Origin of the sequence: Pseudomonas sp. PvP027, assembly GCF_017833005.1 — a bacterium.
In the GTDB taxonomy this organism is placed as follows: domain Bacteria; phylum Pseudomonadota; class Gammaproteobacteria; order Pseudomonadales; family Pseudomonadaceae; genus Aquipseudomonas; species Aquipseudomonas congelans.
Map to the genome: position 1 here is coordinate 3,911,126 of NZ_JAFIBK010000001.1, position 13,875 is coordinate 3,925,000.

The following is a 13,875-nucleotide window of genomic DNA, read 5'->3' on the forward strand; positions in this document are numbered from 1 at the left end:
TTTTTTATGAGTACCCCCATGAATATCAAAAGCGCGCTCGATCGCGTGGTCAACCAACTGGACCTGACCACTGAAGAGATGAGTGATGTCATGCGCGAAATCATGACCGGCCAATGCACTGAAGCGCAGATTGGTTCTTTTCTGATGGGCATGCGCATGAAGAGTGAGACCATCGACGAAATCGTCGGTGCGGTTTCGGTCATGCGCGAGCTGGCGGACAAGGTCGAGCTGAAAACCCTGGATGGTGTGGTCGATATCGTCGGCACCGGTGGCGACGGGGCGAACATTTTCAACGTCTCGACGGCTTCCGCCTTCGTCATCGCAGCCGCGGGTTGCACAGTGGCCAAGCACGGCAACCGTGCTGTCTCGGGTAAAAGTGGCAGTGCCGATCTGCTCGAGGCTGCCGGGGTTTATCTGAACCTCACGCCTGTTCAGGTCGCACGTTGCATCGACAGCGTGGGTATCGGTTTCATGTTCGCCCAGTCTCATCACACGGCCATGAAACACACTGCCGGGCCACGCCGCGAGCTGGGTCTGCGCACACTGTTCAATATGCTCGGCCCGCTGACCAATCCGGCGGGCGTTCGTCACCAGATCGTTGGCGTGTTCAATCAGGCGCTTTGCCGTCCGCTGGCCGAGGTGCTGCTGCGTCTGGGCAGCAAGCATGTGCTGGTGGTCCACTCGCAGGACGGCCTGGACGAATTCAGTCTGGCTGCACCGACCTTCGTGGCCGAGCTGAAAAACGGCGAAGTCACCGAATACTGGGTACAGCCCGAGGACCTGGGCATCAAAAGCCAGAGCCTGTATGGCCTTGCCGTGGAAAGCCCTGTAGCTTCGCTGGAGCTGATCCGCGATGCGCTGGGACGTCGCAAGACCGAGAACGGGCAGAAGGCTGCCGAGATGATCGTGCTCAATGCCGGCGCCGCGCTTTACGCTGCTGATCACGCCACAAGCCTCAAAGAGGGCGTGGCCCTGGCGCACGACGCGTTGCACACTGGCCTGGCGCGGGAAAAACTGGAAGAGCTGGGTGCCTTCACGGCGGTATTCAAGCAGGAGAACGAAGCATGAGTGTGCCAACCGTACTGGAAAAGATCCTTGCCCGAAAGGCCGAGGAAATCGCGGCTCGTCGTGCAATGGTGAGCCTGACCGAGCTTGAACAACAGGCCGCCCAGGCCGACGCGCCACGTGGCTTTGCCAAGGCATTGATCGCTCAGGCCAAGGCAAAGCAGCCCGCCGTTATCGCGGAAATCAAGAAGGCTTCGCCGAGCAAGGGTGTCATCCGCGAACACTTCCTGCCGGGTGAGATCGCCAGAAGTTATCAGGCCGGTGGCGCGACCTGTCTGTCGGTGCTGACCGACGTGGACTTCTTTCAGGGCTCCGATGCCTATTTGCAGGAGGCCCGTGCGGCGTGCAACCTGCCGGTGATCCGCAAGGATTTCATGATCGACCCCTATCAGGTGGTCGAAGCACGTGCCCTCGGCGCTGACTGCATTCTGCTGATCGTCTCGGCACTGGATGACATGCAGATGGCTGAACTGGCTGCTGTTGCCAAAAGCTTGAATCTGGATGTGCTGGTCGAGGTGCACGACGGCGATGAGCTGGAGCGCGCGCTCAAGACGCTCGATACGCCGCTGGTGGGCATCAACAATCGCAACCTGCACACGTTTGAAGTGAGCCTGGAAACCACGCTGGACTTGCTGCCACGTATCCCGCGCGATCGCCTGGTCGTCACCGAAAGCGGCATTCTCAATCGTGCGGATGTCGAGCTGATGGAAATCAGCGATGTCTATTCGTTTCTGGTGGGGGAGGCTTTCATGCGTGCCGAACACCCTGGCGCCGAGCTGCAGCGGTTGTTCTTCCCTGAGCGCAAGATTGCGGTAAGCGCTTCGTCCGGCGACTGAGCTGAACACCTTTCCGAGGTCCTGCATGCAAGACTCGATCATCGACATCTGTGTCGAACAAGGCCTGCAGGCCGAGCAGGATCTTCTGGCGTCGGTATGCTCCGGGGCGGCAGATCACGGGCTGCTGTTCTGGCGGCCCAATGATCGCGCGCTGGTCATGCCACGGCGGATGAGCCGGTTACCGGGGTTTGCCGAAGCCAGCGAGACCCTGTCGGACAATGCATGGCCCGTCCTCTTGCGTGAAACCGGCGGCGAGCCGGTGCCACAGTCCTGCGCCACGCTGAATATCGCGCTGGTCTATGCGCAACCGCACACTGACATTGATCGTGACCGCATAGAAACCGCCTACCTGCGATTGTGTCAGCCGATTCTCGATCTGTTGATCGAGTTGGGTGGTCAGGCTTCACTGGGTGAGGTGGCAGGCGCATTCTGCGACGGCCGCTTCAACGTCAATCTCGACGGTCGCAAGATGGTTGGAACGGCTCAGCGATGGCGTCAGAGTCAGGGCGGGACGCGTTCTGTAGTGCTGGCGCATGGTGCTTTGCTGCTGGATAACGAGCGCGTTCAGATGGCGGCCGCGGTAAACCGCTTCAATGAGCTGTGCGAGCTTGAGCCGCGTGTTCAGGCCGCAAGCCACATTGCCCTGTACGAAGCGTTTCCGGGCGCTGACGTCCTGGGGCGCTTGGCGCAGGCTTACCGGAAGCTGCTCGCCGGGCTCTGAATATCAAGGGCTCAGCGTGTCCCGTAGACCACCATGGTCTTTCCTTTGACGTTGACCAGGCTCTGTTCTTCAAGGGCTTTGAGCACGCGTCCGACCATTTCCCTCGAGCAGCCGACGATGCGTCCGATTTCCTGTCGGGTAATCTTGATCTGCATGCCGTCCGGGTGAGTCATTGCATCCGGCTGCTTGCACAGTTCGAGCAACGTGCGAGCCACTCGCCCGGTGACATCGAGAAACGCCAGATCACCGACCTTGCGCGTTGTATTGCGCAGACGCTCGGCCATCTGGCTGCCGAGCGCATACAGAATTTCCGGTTCTTGCCTGGTCAGCTCGCGGAACGCGTCATATGAAATCTCGGCCACTTCGCACTCGGTCTTGGCTCGCACCCAGGCGCTGCGCACGGACTCCTTTCCCTGGTGCTCGAACAGGCCCAGTTCGCCGAAAAAATCCCCGCTGTTGAGGTAGGCGACGATCATCTCCCGACGCTCGTCGTCCTCGATCAGGACCGTGACTGAGCCCTTGAGGATCAGAAACAACGACTCGGATCGCTCACCGGCATTGATGATGTTGGTTTTCGCGGGGCAGCGGCGGCGTTCTGCATGGGGCAGCAGCTTGTCCAGACTGTTTGCTTTGGGCGTAAAGGTTATTGCGACCATGCGAGACTTCCGAAATAAGGTGTATGGCCAAATGGCATACCTGTAGGTATCGGCTGCGCCTTTATTCTCGCCAGCTTTTCCAGACGTGTAGGAAGCTATTTGCGAACATTCCTACGCGTTTCCTACAAAAAGGCATTTCTTCCGGGCAGCTTTTGGCCCTGTGCTAAGCTGGCGACCCCTTTTTTTACAGTGGAGTCTTGGCGATGAAGGCACGCATCCAATGGGCTGGCGAAGCCATGTTCCTCGGCGAATCCGGTAGCGGTCATGTGGTGGTAATGGACGGTCCGCCGGAGAGCGGTGGTCGCAACCTGGGTGTACGCCCGATGGAAATGGTCTTGATCGGTCTAGGTGGCTGCAGCAACTTTGACGTTGTGAGCATTTTGAAAAAGTCACGCCAACCCGTGGAAAGCTGCGAGGCGTTTCTGGATGCCGAGCGTGCCGATGAAGACCCGAAAGTGTTCACCAAAATCCACCTGCACTTCGTCGTCAAGGGACGCGGGTTGAAAGAAGCACAGGTCAAGCGGGCTATCGAACTGTCCGCAGAGAAGTATTGCTCTGCCTCGATCATGCTCGGTAACGCGGGTGTGAAGATCACTCACGATTATGAAATTGTCGAACTGGGCTGAACGCCAGACATCCAACGATCATAAAAACGGCGCACACTCTGGCAGACGGCTTCGGACGTCTGCATAATGCGCCACTTTTTACGGGCGCAGCATGTATTGGTTTTCTGCTGCCGGTCCGAACAGACAACCAAAATCGCCAACGCGAAGAGGTGTTAACCGTCCTACGCAGATGAGCCGGGCTCACCTGACGGGCATGCTTGATCACGCGGCTGGCGCCGCACCCATATAGAGAGTTTTTAACGGTGAAAAGCAAACTCAAGCTCCACGGGTTCAATAACCTGACAAAGACCTTGAGCTTCAACATTTATGACATCTGCTATGCGGAAACCCCGCAGGACCAGCAGGCGTATGTCGAGTACATCAACAGTGTGTACGACGCAGAACGCCTGACGCGGATTCTGACTGATGTTGTCGATATCATTGGTGCCAACATCCTGAACATTGCGCGTCAGGATTACGATCCACAAGGTGCCAGTGTGACCATTCTGATCTCGGAGCAGCCGGTGACGCCTACCGAAAGCCAGATCGAAGAGTCGCCAGGTCCACTGCCGGAAACCATCCTGGCGCACCTGGACAAGAGTCACATCACGGTCCACACCTATCCGGAAATTCATCCGGTTGACGGTATTGCCACCTTCCGCGTGGATATCGATGTGTCGACCTGTGGCGTTATTTCACCGCTCAAGGCGTTGAACTACCTGATCCATAAGTTCGAGTCGGATATCGTGACGGTCGACTATCGCGTGCGCGGCTTTACCCGTGACGTGGAAGGCAAGAAGCACTTCATCGACCATGAGATCAACTCGATCCAGAACTACCTCTCCGAAGACACGCGCAACGGTTACCAGATGACCGACGTGAACGTGTATCAGGAAAACCTGTTCCACACCAAGATGCTGCTCAAGCAGTTCGAACTGGACAACTACCTGTTTGGCGATGCCACCAGCAACTTGTCTCCCGAGCAGCGCGAGCAAGTGACCGCCAAGGTCAAACACGAAATGCTGGAAATCTTCTACGGCCGCAACGTAGCCGTATAAACCCGGATTCCGGACATTAAAAAGGCGCCTGGATGCAGGCGCCTTTTTTATGGGCTTTGTATACGCAATCGTCAGATGCGATAAGTCGATTTGGTCATGACCTTGGCCAGTACACTCATGCCGAACTTGACCGGTGCCGGGAAGCGAAAACCTCCAGCCTCCAGCGCGGACTCAGCGTGGTGTTCTTCATCACTGAGCATCTGTTGCAGGATAGCCCGGGACTTTCCGTCTTCGGTCGGCAGTTGCTCCAGATGTTCAGCCAGGTGCTTGCAGACCTGATCTTCGGTCGCCGCGACGAACCCCAGACTGACCCGGTCGCTGATAACCCCGGCTACTGCGCCCATCCCGAAAGACAGGCTGTAGAACAGCGGGTTCAGCACACTGGTATGGCTGCCAAGCTGATGAATGCGCTGTTCGCACCAGACCAGATGATCGATTTCTTCTTCAGCCGCACGCTCCATCGCCTTGCGCACCTTGGGCAGCTTTGCCGTCAGCGCCTGGCCCTGATAAAGCGCCTGGGCGCAGACTTCGCCGGTATGGTTGATGCGCATCAGGCCCGCGACGTGGCGCGTGTCGACTTCGCTCATCTTGTGTTCGGGCTGAACAACGGCAGGGGAAGGGCGCTGCGAGTGCGCGCTGGACGGCAGCAATGTGCGCATCGCGCTGTCGGCTTGCAGTAACAGACGGTCGAGGGGGGAGTATTGACGTTCGGTAGCCATGGGCACCTCCGGAAGATCATGCGGGCAGTTTACCCGAATCGGCCGGAGCGGGCAGGGCTTGTGTTGGCCGACCAGCGCTGATCACACGCGCTGGTCGGCCGGCAAGCCCGAAAACGCTGGCTCAGCCCGGTGGCCAGTTCATCTGACGCTGACCGAGCACGTGCATGTGGATGTGGTAGACGGTCTGCCCGCCCAGCTCATTGCAGTTCATCACTACGCGGAAGCCTTCTTCGCAGCCCAGCTCGAGTGCCAGACGCTGCGCCGTGAACAGAATATGTCCGGCCAGGCCTTTGTCTTCCTCGGTCAGATCGTTCAGGGTGCGGATAGGCTTTTTCGGGATCACCAGAAAATGCACGGGTGCCTGTGGGGCGATGTCGTGAAAGGCCAGTACCTGATCATCTTCATAGATGATCTTTGCCGGGATTTCCCGATTGATGATCTTGGTAAACAAAGTGTCCACAGCCGTTTGCTCCTTGTCGGTTGATGGTCGTCACAGGGTATCGCTGTGCTTCAGCGCGTCCGAGTGTACTGAGCAAGACGCGGCTCGCCCAGCCGTTTGTCGGTCAGCGCGGGCAGTATTTCTTGTTGATGTAGCCACTGATCTGGCGAGCCAGCCAGCGTGAAACCAGACGCGGGCTGAGCGTCCACAATCGGTTACTGAAACCGGGAGTGATCACTGCGCGGTTTTTTGCCAGTGCGCGAACGGTATACAGCGCCACTTCTTCCGGGCTCATCAGGTTATCGGCATTGACCTGTAACTGCGCAGTGCGAAAAAAAGCTGTCCTGGTCGGACCGGGGCACAGCACCGAGACCTTCACTCCGGCTTTTTTCACTTCCTCGCGCAACCCTTCGGAAAAATGCAGCACATAAGCCTTGCTGGCGTAGTAGGTGCTCATCCATGGCCCGGGCTGGAACGCAGCCACCGAGGCGATGTTGAGTATCTGGCCGCCGCCCTGAATGGCCATCAGATTGCCTACCGTGTGGCACAGGCGAGTCAGCGCCAGAATGTTCAGGTCGATCAGATCCTGTTCGGCGCTCCATTCCTGAGCCAGAAAAGGCCCGCACGTGCCGATGCCCGCAGCGTTGACCAGCAGATCAATCTGGTGAGCACCATCTTCCAGCTCCAGCAGAAATCCCGAGAGTCTCAGTGGCTCGCCCAGATCGCATGCTCGAAACAGCACTTCCACGCCAAAACGCTGAGTCAACTCCAGTGCAATTGTTTCCAGCAGATCGCGCTGGCGGGCGACCAGGATCAGGTTGCGACCGCGACGTGCCAGGGCTTCGGCCATCGCCAGGCCTATGCCGCTGGACGCGCCTGTGATCAGGGCGTAACGGGTCATGCATTTCTCCATTGAGCGTGTTGCGACCGGCAGTCTGCCGAACCGTGAGCAGTCTATTACTTGTCGCTTTGTTCTTCGGGCTCTATGTTGACATCCGCTGGCGCGGTCAAGGCACTGTCACGGCTTTCTTCATCGTCATAGGGGAGCGATTGCTCGTATTCGTCGGTCTGCAATTCCAGTTCATCGCGCAGCATGCCTCCACCGCCAGCAGTAAGCCCGATCAGGACAATGGGGATGAGTAACACCCACAGAACAGCCAGAGTCTTCACACCCCGGGAATTCGCTGGCGGCGGCGGGCCGAAAGCGTTGGGGCCTTTTGTTCCGGGCAGCAGGATCATCAGAAACGGGAAAACGCTGCCTACGAACGGCACTAAGGTCAGCAGCAGAAGCCAGCCCGACCAACCCAGATCATGCAGCCGCTGAACGCCGATCTGCGCGCCGATGACAGCGAATACGACGAGTACCACCGCCATCAGCAGACCGCCGGCGACCAGCGAGCCGTTCATGACCAGCAGGCACACACCCACCAGCACCAGCGTCGCGGCGCTCAGGACCATGCTCCACGCCAAATAGCGCAAGCGCCCGATACGTCCATTGATACTCAAGACCTTCAGGGTCGAATGAGCTGGCTGATCAGCGCCGACCTGTGCCTTTGGCGGTGCGTAGGGCGATATTTCCAGATGCGCGGGTTTGGGGGAAGGCTGGCTGACGACTTCATCCAGACTCAGGCTGATTTCAATGTCAGGTTCGATACGTGCTTCGACGCCCGCATCGTTCAGCGCCTTCAGGTAGCGCTCCGCGTCCTGATACGGAATCCCGCGCTTGAGGGCAACGGGTTGACCACTGAACAGCTTCTGCACTGCAGACGGTTCGCTTTTGAACAGCCCCGCCAGATTGGCCTTTGCGGTGTCGAGCTCGACGCCTTCACGCACCTGCCCTTCAAATACGATCTTGAAGTGTGAATCGGCCATACGGGGCTTCCTTGTCTTTAAGTGGAAAACAGTGCCGGGCGCCTGTCTGAGAAACAGCGCCCTGTCGCGTTACTGATGAGGCCGGGTGACGCTTGGCGTCAGAAGGGTTTGACGATCACCAGAATGACGATGGCGATCAGGATCAATACCGGGATTTCATTGAACCAGCGATAAAACACATGGCTGCGGCCATTCTCGCCACGGGCAAAGCGTTTGACCTGTGCGCCGCAGACGTGGTGATAGCCGATCAGCAGGACAACCAGCGCGAGCTTGGCGTGCATCCATCCCTGGCTGAAATAACCGCTGGCGTCGAAGCTGATCAGCCAGCCGCCGAAGACCAGCGTTGCGATCATGGCCGGGGTCATGATGCCACGGTACAGCTTGCGCTCCATGACAACGAAACGCTCGCGGCTGACCGTGTCCTCACTCATCGAGTGATAGACGAACAGTCTTGGCAGATAGAACAGGGCTGCAAACCAGCAGACCATTGAAATGACATGAAGCGCCTTTATCCATAGATAGAGCATTTTTGATTATTCCCAGGTTCACGGTGGCCGAATAGTAGTGTCTTGTGCGCCCATACGTCACGTTGTCGGTTGTCGCAGAGGCGATAGGCTCCTATTATCGACCGCTTTCCAGTTGTTTCGTTGAGGGCAGGTTATGGTCAAGGTCGGTATCGTCGGCGGCACGGGTTACACCGGGGTCGAGCTGCTGCGTCTGTTGGCACAGCATCCGCAGGCAGAAGTCGTGGTGATTACCTCGCGCTCGGAGGCCGGCATGCCAGTCGCCGACATGTATCCGAACCTGCGCGGGCACTACGACGGCCTCGCGTTCAGCGTGCCTGATGTGAAAACTCTGGGTGCCTGTGACGTCGTGTTCTTCGCTACGCCCCACGGTGTCGCTCATGCCCTGGCCGGTGAACTGCTCGAGGCAGGCACCAAGGTCATCGACCTGTCTGCCGACTTCCGTCTGCAGGATCCGGTCGAGTGGGCCAAGTGGTACGGCCAGCCGCATGGTGCTCCGCAACTGTTGCAGGACGCGGTGTACGGGCTGCCGGAAGTCAACCGCGAGCAGATCAGGAATGCGCGACTCATCGCCGTACCCGGCTGCTATCCGACCGCTACCCAGCTGGGCTTCCTGCCGCTGCTTGAAGCCGGTATTGCCGACAACTCCCGTCTGATTGCCGACTGCAAATCCGGCGTGAGCGGTGCGGGACGTGGCCTGAACATCGGTTCGCTGTACTCGGAAGCCAATGAAAGCTTCAAGGCCTACGCTGTGAAGGGCCACCGTCACCTGCCGGAGATCACCCAGGGGTTGCGTCGCGCTGCGGCTGGGGATGTCGGCCTGACGTTCGTTCCACATCTGGTGCCAATGATTCGCGGCATTCACTCCACGCTCTATGCAACGGTCACTGATCGCTCGGTTGACCTGCAGGCTCTGTTCGAGAAGCGCTACGCCGACGAGCCGTTCGTGGATGTGATGCCGGCGGGCAGCCATCCCGAAACCCGCAGTGTGCGTGGCGCCAACGTTTGCCGTATCGCAGTGCATCGTCCACAGGGCGGCGATCTGGTCGTCGTGCTTTCAGTGATCGACAATCTGGTCAAAGGTGCGTCAGGTCAGGCGGTGCAGAACATGAACATCCTGTTCGGCCTTGATGAGCGCGCCGGGTTGTCTCATGCGGGCATGATGCCGTAAGCACTGCCGCCGTCCAGCAAATAGTTGACCGATTTTCTAGGAGAAGCGGATAATGCCGTCATTACGCATTACGACGGCTAACGCCGGGAGATATCTGACATGAGTGTCGAATCCTTCACGCCTACCGCTTTGGAGTTCACTCCAAATGCAGCGCACAAGGTGAAAACCCTGGTCGACGAAGAGGGCAATGATCGTCTCAAACTGCGTGTATTCGTTACAGGTGGCGGTTGCTCAGGTTTTCAGTACGGTTTTACCTTCGATGAAGATGTAGCAGACGATGACACCATCGTCGAGCGCGAGGGCGTAAGCCTGGTTGTCGATCCGATGAGCTTTCAGTACCTGGCCGGCGCAGAAGTGGATTATCAGGAAGGGCTTGAAGGGTCGCGATTCGTGATCAAGAACCCGAATGCCTCCACAACCTGTGGCTGTGGCTCCTCGTTCTCGATCTGATCGAAGCTTGCTGTAAACAAAAACGCCGCTCATTGAGCGGCGTTTTGCATTGCAGCAGGTATCAGGCGGGGTAGATGGCGCCCAGAACGCGTCTGCCCTTGGCGCCGGTCACCGTCGGACGGTTGGCCGGAACGCCTTCGAGGCAGCAATGCGCCAGCCAGGCAAACGCCATTGCCTCAACCCAGTCAGGGTCTACGCCGAACTTCTCGGTACTGCTGACCTCTGTATCGGGCAACAGCTCTGCAAGGCGTTTCATCAGCGCCTTGTTATGCGCACCGCCACCACAGACCAGAAGCTCCCGGGTAATCGGTTGTGCAGATTTCAGGGAATCGGTGATCGTCAATGCTGTCAGTTCCAGCAGAGTGGCCTGCACATCTTCTGGAGCCAGTGTTTTCGACTGGAACAGATGGTGTTTAACCCAACCCAGATTGAATACTTCCCGGCCTGTACTCTTGGGACCCTTGGTCAGGAAAAACTGATCGCTGAGCAGTTTCTCGAGCAGCGCAGAATCGACCTTGCCGCTCGCCGACCAGACGCCGTCCTTGTCATAGCTCTCGTGGCGCTGTGACTGTATCCAGGCATCAAGCAGTACGTTGCCGGGTCCGCAGTCGAAGCCTTCGACCGGGCGATCGGACTCGATCAGACTCAGGTTACTGAACCCGCCGATGTTCAATACGGCGCGATGATCCTTGTTGTCGTCGAACAGTGCTTCGTGGAAAGCCGGTACCAGCGGTGCGCCCTGACCGCCTGCTGCGATGTCGCGGCGGCGGAAGTCGCTGACCACGGTAATTTCGGTCAGCTCTGCCAGCAGCGCAGGGTTGCCGATCTGAATGCTGTAGCCGCGTGCGGGTTCGTGACGAATAGTCTGGCCGTGGCTGCCAATGGCGCGAATCTGGGCGGGCACCATGTTTTGATCTTTCAGCAAGGTCTGCACACCCTGTGCGACCAGCCTGCACCACTTTTGCTCCGCAATTGCCGCACGCGCCAGCTCGTCCGCGCCGCTGGAGCAAAGCCCCAGCAACTCGGCATACAGGTCTTCCGGCATTGGGATGTAGTGAGTGGCCAGAAGCCTTGATCGGTCATCCTGCTTCAAAAGGGCGATATCAATCCCATCGAGACTGCTGCCGGACATCACACCTATATAGAAGAAGTCCATGGATTACCTTTTATTCGACGCCAGCGTGGTGGCTTTTTCCTGATCCATGCGTGCCATCAACGGCTGGCTTTGCTGCATGAACCGCTGTTTTTCGGATTTGGCGATCGGATCCGCCATCGGAAGCTTCTGGCCCAACGGGTCTACGTGAACGCCATTGACCTGAAACTCGTAGTGCAAGTGCGGGCCTGTGGACAGACCGGTAGTTCCAATATAGCCGATAACCTGACCTTGCTTGACGGTTCCGCCGGTCTGTATGCCTTTGGCGAAGCCCTGCATGTGGCCATACAGCGTGCGGTAGGTGTCGCCATGCTGAATGATGACGGTATTGCCGTATCCGCCACGGCGGCCGGCGAGCAGGACCTTGCCGTCGCCGGTTGCCTTGATCGGCGTACCGCGTGGTGCTGCGTAGTCGACGCCTTTGTGGGCGCGGATCTTGTTGAGGATCGGGTGCTTGCGGCCCATCGAAAACATCGAGCTGATGCGGGCGAAGTCTACCGGGGTACGGATGAAGGCCTTGCGCATGCTGTTGCCGTCGGCCGTGTAGTAATTGGTATTACCCTGCTTGTTGGTGTAGCGAACTGCGGTGTAGGTCTTGCCCCGGTTAGTGAAGCGGGCCGACAGGATATTTCCTGTGCCTACGCTCTTGCCGTTGACCACTTTCTGTTCGTACACCACATCGAATTCGTCACCCTTGCGGATGTCCTGCGCGAAGTCGATGTCGTAGCCGAAGATGTTGGCCATGTCCATCGTCATGCTATGGGTCAGGCCAGCACGTTGCGCGGATTGCGACAGGGAGCTGTTGATCACCCCATGCACATAGGCGTTACGCACGTTGGGCTTGCTGATCTCACGATTGAATGCGTAACCCGTCGCAGTCTTCGACAGGCTGATGGATTCGACTTCGCTGAGCTTCGTGTGCAATTGCTTGAGTTGGCCATCCGGCGTCAGCTCGAACTGCAGCGTCTGCCCGTTCTGCAGCTTGCTGAACTGCTTGGCTTGCTTGTCGCTTGCCAGTACTTCGTGAACAGTGGCGGCTGGCAGCCCGACCTTTTCGAACAGGGTCGACAGCGTGTCACCCTTGCTGACGGTGACCTCCCTGTGGGCAGGATCCTTAGCAGCAGATGGCGCCGGTTTCTCTGCCTGAGGTTGCGCGTCGGCAGTGTCCTGAGCCTGATCGTCGGCATTGTCGATCTGGGCAAATGGCGATTCGGTGGTTTCAGGTGTGGCTTGAGTGGCTTGCTGAGCGTCTTGGTCTTGTACGTCCTGATCCGGTGCTTCCAGATCGAGAGGAATGTTCGTTCGTTTGGCTTCGACATCGCTGGATGGGAAAACCAGGAGAGCCAGGCTCAACAATGCGGCGATGCCGCTTGCAGCGAGCAGGTGACTCTTCGGATAAAGCGGGGGCGCTTTAGGCGGTGTGTCTTTCATAGGTAATTTGACTTTGAAAAAGGTGAAATGGAAAAGATGAATGACATGATGAAGATGAAATAACTGTATAAAATATAACCAAAACCTGCTCGAAGCAACCCTTCCCGCGTATCAGTCACTGATTCGCGGGCAAACGCTGGGCAAAACTTGTAATTGGGCTCTGATCTTGTAAGGTTGGTTCCCTTTGAATTGGGGGCTGAAATGAAGTCGGTTGAAGAGCAGCTGGCGCTGATCAAGCGCGGTGCAGATGAACTCCTGGTCGAGGCCGAACTGGTCGAGAAGCTGAAGCGTGGCCAGCCACTGCGTATCAAGGCTGGTTTCGACCCGACGGCACCCGATCTGCACCTTGGGCACACCGTGCTTATTAACAAGCTGCGGCAGTTCCAGGATCTGGGGCATCAGATCATCTTCCTGATCGGTGATTTCACCGGCATGATCGGCGACCCGAGTGGTAAGAGTGCTACGCGTCCGCCGCTCACCCGCGAGCAGGTTCTCGACTACGCCGAAACCTACAAGTCGCAGGTCTTCAAGATTCTCGATCCGGCCAAGACCGAAGTCGCGTTCAACTCCACCTGGATGGACCAGCTGAGTCCGGCTGACTTCATTCGCTTGTCTTCGCAGTACACGGTCGCGCGGATGCTTGAGCGTGACGATTTCGACAAGCGCTATAAAAGCAATCAGTCCATTGCCATTCACGAATTCCTTTATCCGCTGGTGCAGGGCTATGACTCCGTGGCCTTGAAGGCCGACGTCGAGCTGGGCGGTACCGATCAGAAATTCAATCTGCTGATGGGGCGCGAGCTTCAGCGCGCTTACGGGCAGGAGCCGCAATGCATTCTGACCATGCCGTTGCTGGAAGGTCTGGATGGCGTGAAGAAGATGTCCAAGTCACTGGGCAACTACGTCGGCATTCAAGAAGCGCCGGGCATCATGTACAGCAAGCTGGTGTCGATTCCTGATTCCCTGATGTGGCGCTACTTCGAGCTGCTGAGCTTCCGCTCTATGGAAGAGATCAATGGCTTGAAGGCTGATTGCGAAGCGGGTGCCAACCCTCGCGACATCAAGATCAAGCTGGCCGAAGAGCTGGTCGCTCGTTTTCATGGCGAGGAGGCTGCGGCCAATGCGCACCGCTCTGCGGGCAACCGTATGAAGGAAGGCGAGCTGCCGGATGATCT

16 protein-coding genes (1 of these 16 running past the window's edge) are annotated in these 13,875 nt (G+C 57.9%); 8 read left to right on the forward strand and 8 right to left on the reverse strand.

Annotation, left to right across the window (positions count from 1 at the left end; genetic code table 11):
• Window positions 1–18 precede the first annotated feature (18 nt).
• From trpD to JOE33_RS16725, 3 genes are read left to right on the forward strand one after another with little or no spacing between them, the layout of a single operon-like run.
• Window positions 19–1,068, forward strand: a complete 1,050-nt coding sequence (trpD, locus tag JOE33_RS16715) for an anthranilate phosphoribosyltransferase (RefSeq protein ID WP_187625865.1) — start codon at window positions 19–21, stop codon at window positions 1,066–1,068.
• Window positions 1,065–1,901, forward strand: coding sequence for an indole-3-glycerol phosphate synthase TrpC (gene trpC / locus JOE33_RS16720; protein ID WP_096139775.1), 837 nt, complete (start codon window positions 1,065–1,067; stop codon window positions 1,899–1,901). Before trpD ends, trpC begins: the two co-directional genes overlap by 4 nt.
• Window positions 1,902–1,926: 25 nt before the next feature.
• A complete protein-coding gene (locus tag JOE33_RS16725) occupies window positions 1,927–2,622 on the forward strand; it encodes a lipoate--protein ligase family protein (protein WP_096139776.1) in 696 nt (231 codons plus the stop codon).
• 11 nt (window positions 2,623–2,633) lie between these two features.
• Here JOE33_RS16725 and crp read toward each other — a convergent pair whose 3' ends face one another.
• Entirely contained in the window at window positions 2,634–3,278 is a 645-nt protein-coding gene (gene crp / locus JOE33_RS16730; RefSeq protein WP_010439039.1) for a cAMP-activated global transcriptional regulator CRP, read from the reverse strand.
• Between the two features lie 203 nt (window positions 3,279–3,481).
• Here crp and JOE33_RS16735 point away from each other — a divergent pair, with 203 nt between their 5' ends.
• Together JOE33_RS16735 and speD are read left to right on the forward strand one after the other, a co-directional pair.
• Window positions 3,482–3,904 carry an OsmC family protein gene (locus tag JOE33_RS16735; RefSeq protein WP_003372688.1) on the forward strand — a complete coding sequence of 141 codons (423 nt, stop codon included), beginning with the start codon at window positions 3,482–3,484 and terminating at the stop codon, window positions 3,902–3,904.
• Window positions 3,905–4,146: 242 nt separating this feature from the next.
• Window positions 4,147–4,941 (forward strand): adenosylmethionine decarboxylase, encoded by a 795-nt coding sequence (gene speD, locus JOE33_RS16740; RefSeq protein ID WP_003316303.1) that lies wholly within the window; start codon window positions 4,147–4,149, stop codon window positions 4,939–4,941.
• Between the two features lie 71 nt (window positions 4,942–5,012).
• On the opposite strand, the gene coq7 is transcribed toward speD, so the two are convergent.
• From coq7 to hemJ, 5 genes are all read right to left on the reverse strand, one after another.
• A complete protein-coding gene (coq7, locus tag JOE33_RS16745) occupies window positions 5,013–5,660 on the reverse strand; it encodes a 2-polyprenyl-3-methyl-6-methoxy-1,4-benzoquinone monooxygenase (protein WP_003401955.1) in 648 nt (215 codons plus the stop codon).
• Between the two features lie 121 nt (window positions 5,661–5,781).
• Complete coding sequence (locus tag JOE33_RS16750; RefSeq protein WP_003316306.1) at window positions 5,782–6,120, reverse strand: histidine triad nucleotide-binding protein; 339 nt, start codon at window positions 6,118–6,120, stop codon at window positions 5,782–5,784.
• A 103-nt stretch (window positions 6,121–6,223) separates the two neighbouring features.
• Complete coding sequence (locus JOE33_RS16755; protein ID WP_122579031.1) at window positions 6,224–7,000, reverse strand: SDR family oxidoreductase; 777 nt, start codon at window positions 6,998–7,000, stop codon at window positions 6,224–6,226.
• Window positions 7,001–7,056: 56 nt separating this feature from the next.
• Window positions 7,057–7,971 (reverse strand): DUF805 domain-containing protein, encoded by a 915-nt coding sequence (locus JOE33_RS16760; protein WP_096125013.1) that lies wholly within the window; start codon window positions 7,969–7,971, stop codon window positions 7,057–7,059.
• Window positions 7,972–8,069: 98 nt separating this feature from the next.
• The gene (gene hemJ / locus JOE33_RS16765) at window positions 8,070–8,498 is read right to left on the reverse strand and encodes a protoporphyrinogen oxidase HemJ (RefSeq protein WP_010439055.1); all 429 of its coding nucleotides are present in this window, start codon (window positions 8,496–8,498) and stop codon (window positions 8,070–8,072) included.
• Window positions 8,499–8,631: 133 nt separating this feature from the next.
• Here hemJ and argC point away from each other — a divergent pair, with 133 nt between their 5' ends.
• Both argC and erpA read left to right on the forward strand, forming a co-directional pair.
• Window positions 8,632–9,666, forward strand: coding sequence for an N-acetyl-gamma-glutamyl-phosphate reductase (argC, locus tag JOE33_RS16770; protein ID WP_032611713.1), 1,035 nt, complete (start codon window positions 8,632–8,634; stop codon window positions 9,664–9,666).
• 99 nt (window positions 9,667–9,765) lie between these two features.
• Window positions 9,766–10,116: an iron-sulfur cluster insertion protein ErpA gene (erpA, locus tag JOE33_RS16775; RefSeq protein ID WP_002551953.1), complete on the forward strand. Its 351-nt coding sequence runs from the start codon at window positions 9,766–9,768 to the stop codon at window positions 10,114–10,116.
• Between the two features lie 61 nt (window positions 10,117–10,177).
• Here the strand turns inward: erpA and JOE33_RS16780 are convergent, their stop codons facing one another.
• Window positions 10,178–11,272 (reverse strand): anhydro-N-acetylmuramic acid kinase, encoded by a 1,095-nt coding sequence (locus JOE33_RS16780; RefSeq protein WP_209924101.1) that lies wholly within the window; start codon window positions 11,270–11,272, stop codon window positions 10,178–10,180.
• A 3-nt stretch (window positions 11,273–11,275) separates the two neighbouring features.
• Window positions 11,276–12,700, reverse strand: coding sequence for a peptidoglycan DD-metalloendopeptidase family protein (locus JOE33_RS16785; RefSeq protein WP_032611709.1), 1,425 nt, complete (start codon window positions 12,698–12,700; stop codon window positions 11,276–11,278).
• 201 nt (window positions 12,701–12,901) lie between these two features.
• On the opposite strand from JOE33_RS16785, the gene tyrS reads away from it, so the two are divergent.
• Window positions 12,902–13,875, forward strand: partial view of a tyrosine--tRNA ligase gene (gene tyrS / locus JOE33_RS16790; protein WP_054992490.1) — the 5' portion only. It continues 238 nt past the right edge of the window; 974 of the gene's 1,212 nt are visible here — the first part of the coding sequence; it begins with the start codon at window positions 12,902–12,904; its stop codon lies beyond the right edge, outside the window.

Bases quoted from the DNA above. Each gene is read 5' to 3' on its own strand.
- trpD (WP_187625865.1), top strand. From the start codon at position 19: ATGAATATCAAAAGCGCGCTCGATCGCGTGGTCAACCAACTGGACCTG.
- trpC (WP_096139775.1), top strand. From the start codon at position 1,065: ATGAGTGTGCCAACCGTACTGGAAAAGATCCTTGCCCGAAAGGCCGAG.
- JOE33_RS16725 (WP_096139776.1), top strand. From the start codon at position 1,927: ATGCAAGACTCGATCATCGACATCTGTGTCGAACAAGGCCTGCAGGCC.
- crp (WP_010439039.1), bottom strand. From the start codon at position 3,278: ATGGTCGCAATAACCTTTACGCCCAAAGCAAACAGTCTGGACAAGCTG.
- JOE33_RS16735 (WP_003372688.1), top strand. From the start codon at position 3,482: ATGAAGGCACGCATCCAATGGGCTGGCGAAGCCATGTTCCTCGGCGAA.
- coq7 (WP_003401955.1), bottom strand. From the start codon at position 5,660: ATGGCTACCGAACGTCAATACTCCCCCCTCGACCGTCTGTTACTGCAA.
- JOE33_RS16755 (WP_122579031.1), bottom strand. From the start codon at position 7,000: ATGACCCGTTACGCCCTGATCACAGGCGCGTCCAGCGGCATAGGCCTG.
- JOE33_RS16760 (WP_096125013.1), bottom strand. From the start codon at position 7,971: ATGGCCGATTCACACTTCAAGATCGTATTTGAAGGGCAGGTGCGTGAA.
- hemJ (WP_010439055.1), bottom strand. From the start codon at position 8,498: ATGCTCTATCTATGGATAAAGGCGCTTCATGTCATTTCAATGGTCTGC.
- argC (WP_032611713.1), top strand. From the start codon at position 8,632: ATGGTCAAGGTCGGTATCGTCGGCGGCACGGGTTACACCGGGGTCGAG.
- erpA (WP_002551953.1), top strand. From the start codon at position 9,766: ATGAGTGTCGAATCCTTCACGCCTACCGCTTTGGAGTTCACTCCAAAT.
- JOE33_RS16780 (WP_209924101.1), bottom strand. From the start codon at position 11,272: ATGGACTTCTTCTATATAGGTGTGATGTCCGGCAGCAGTCTCGATGGG.
- JOE33_RS16785 (WP_032611709.1), bottom strand. From the start codon at position 12,700: ATGAAAGACACACCGCCTAAAGCGCCCCCGCTTTATCCGAAGAGTCAC.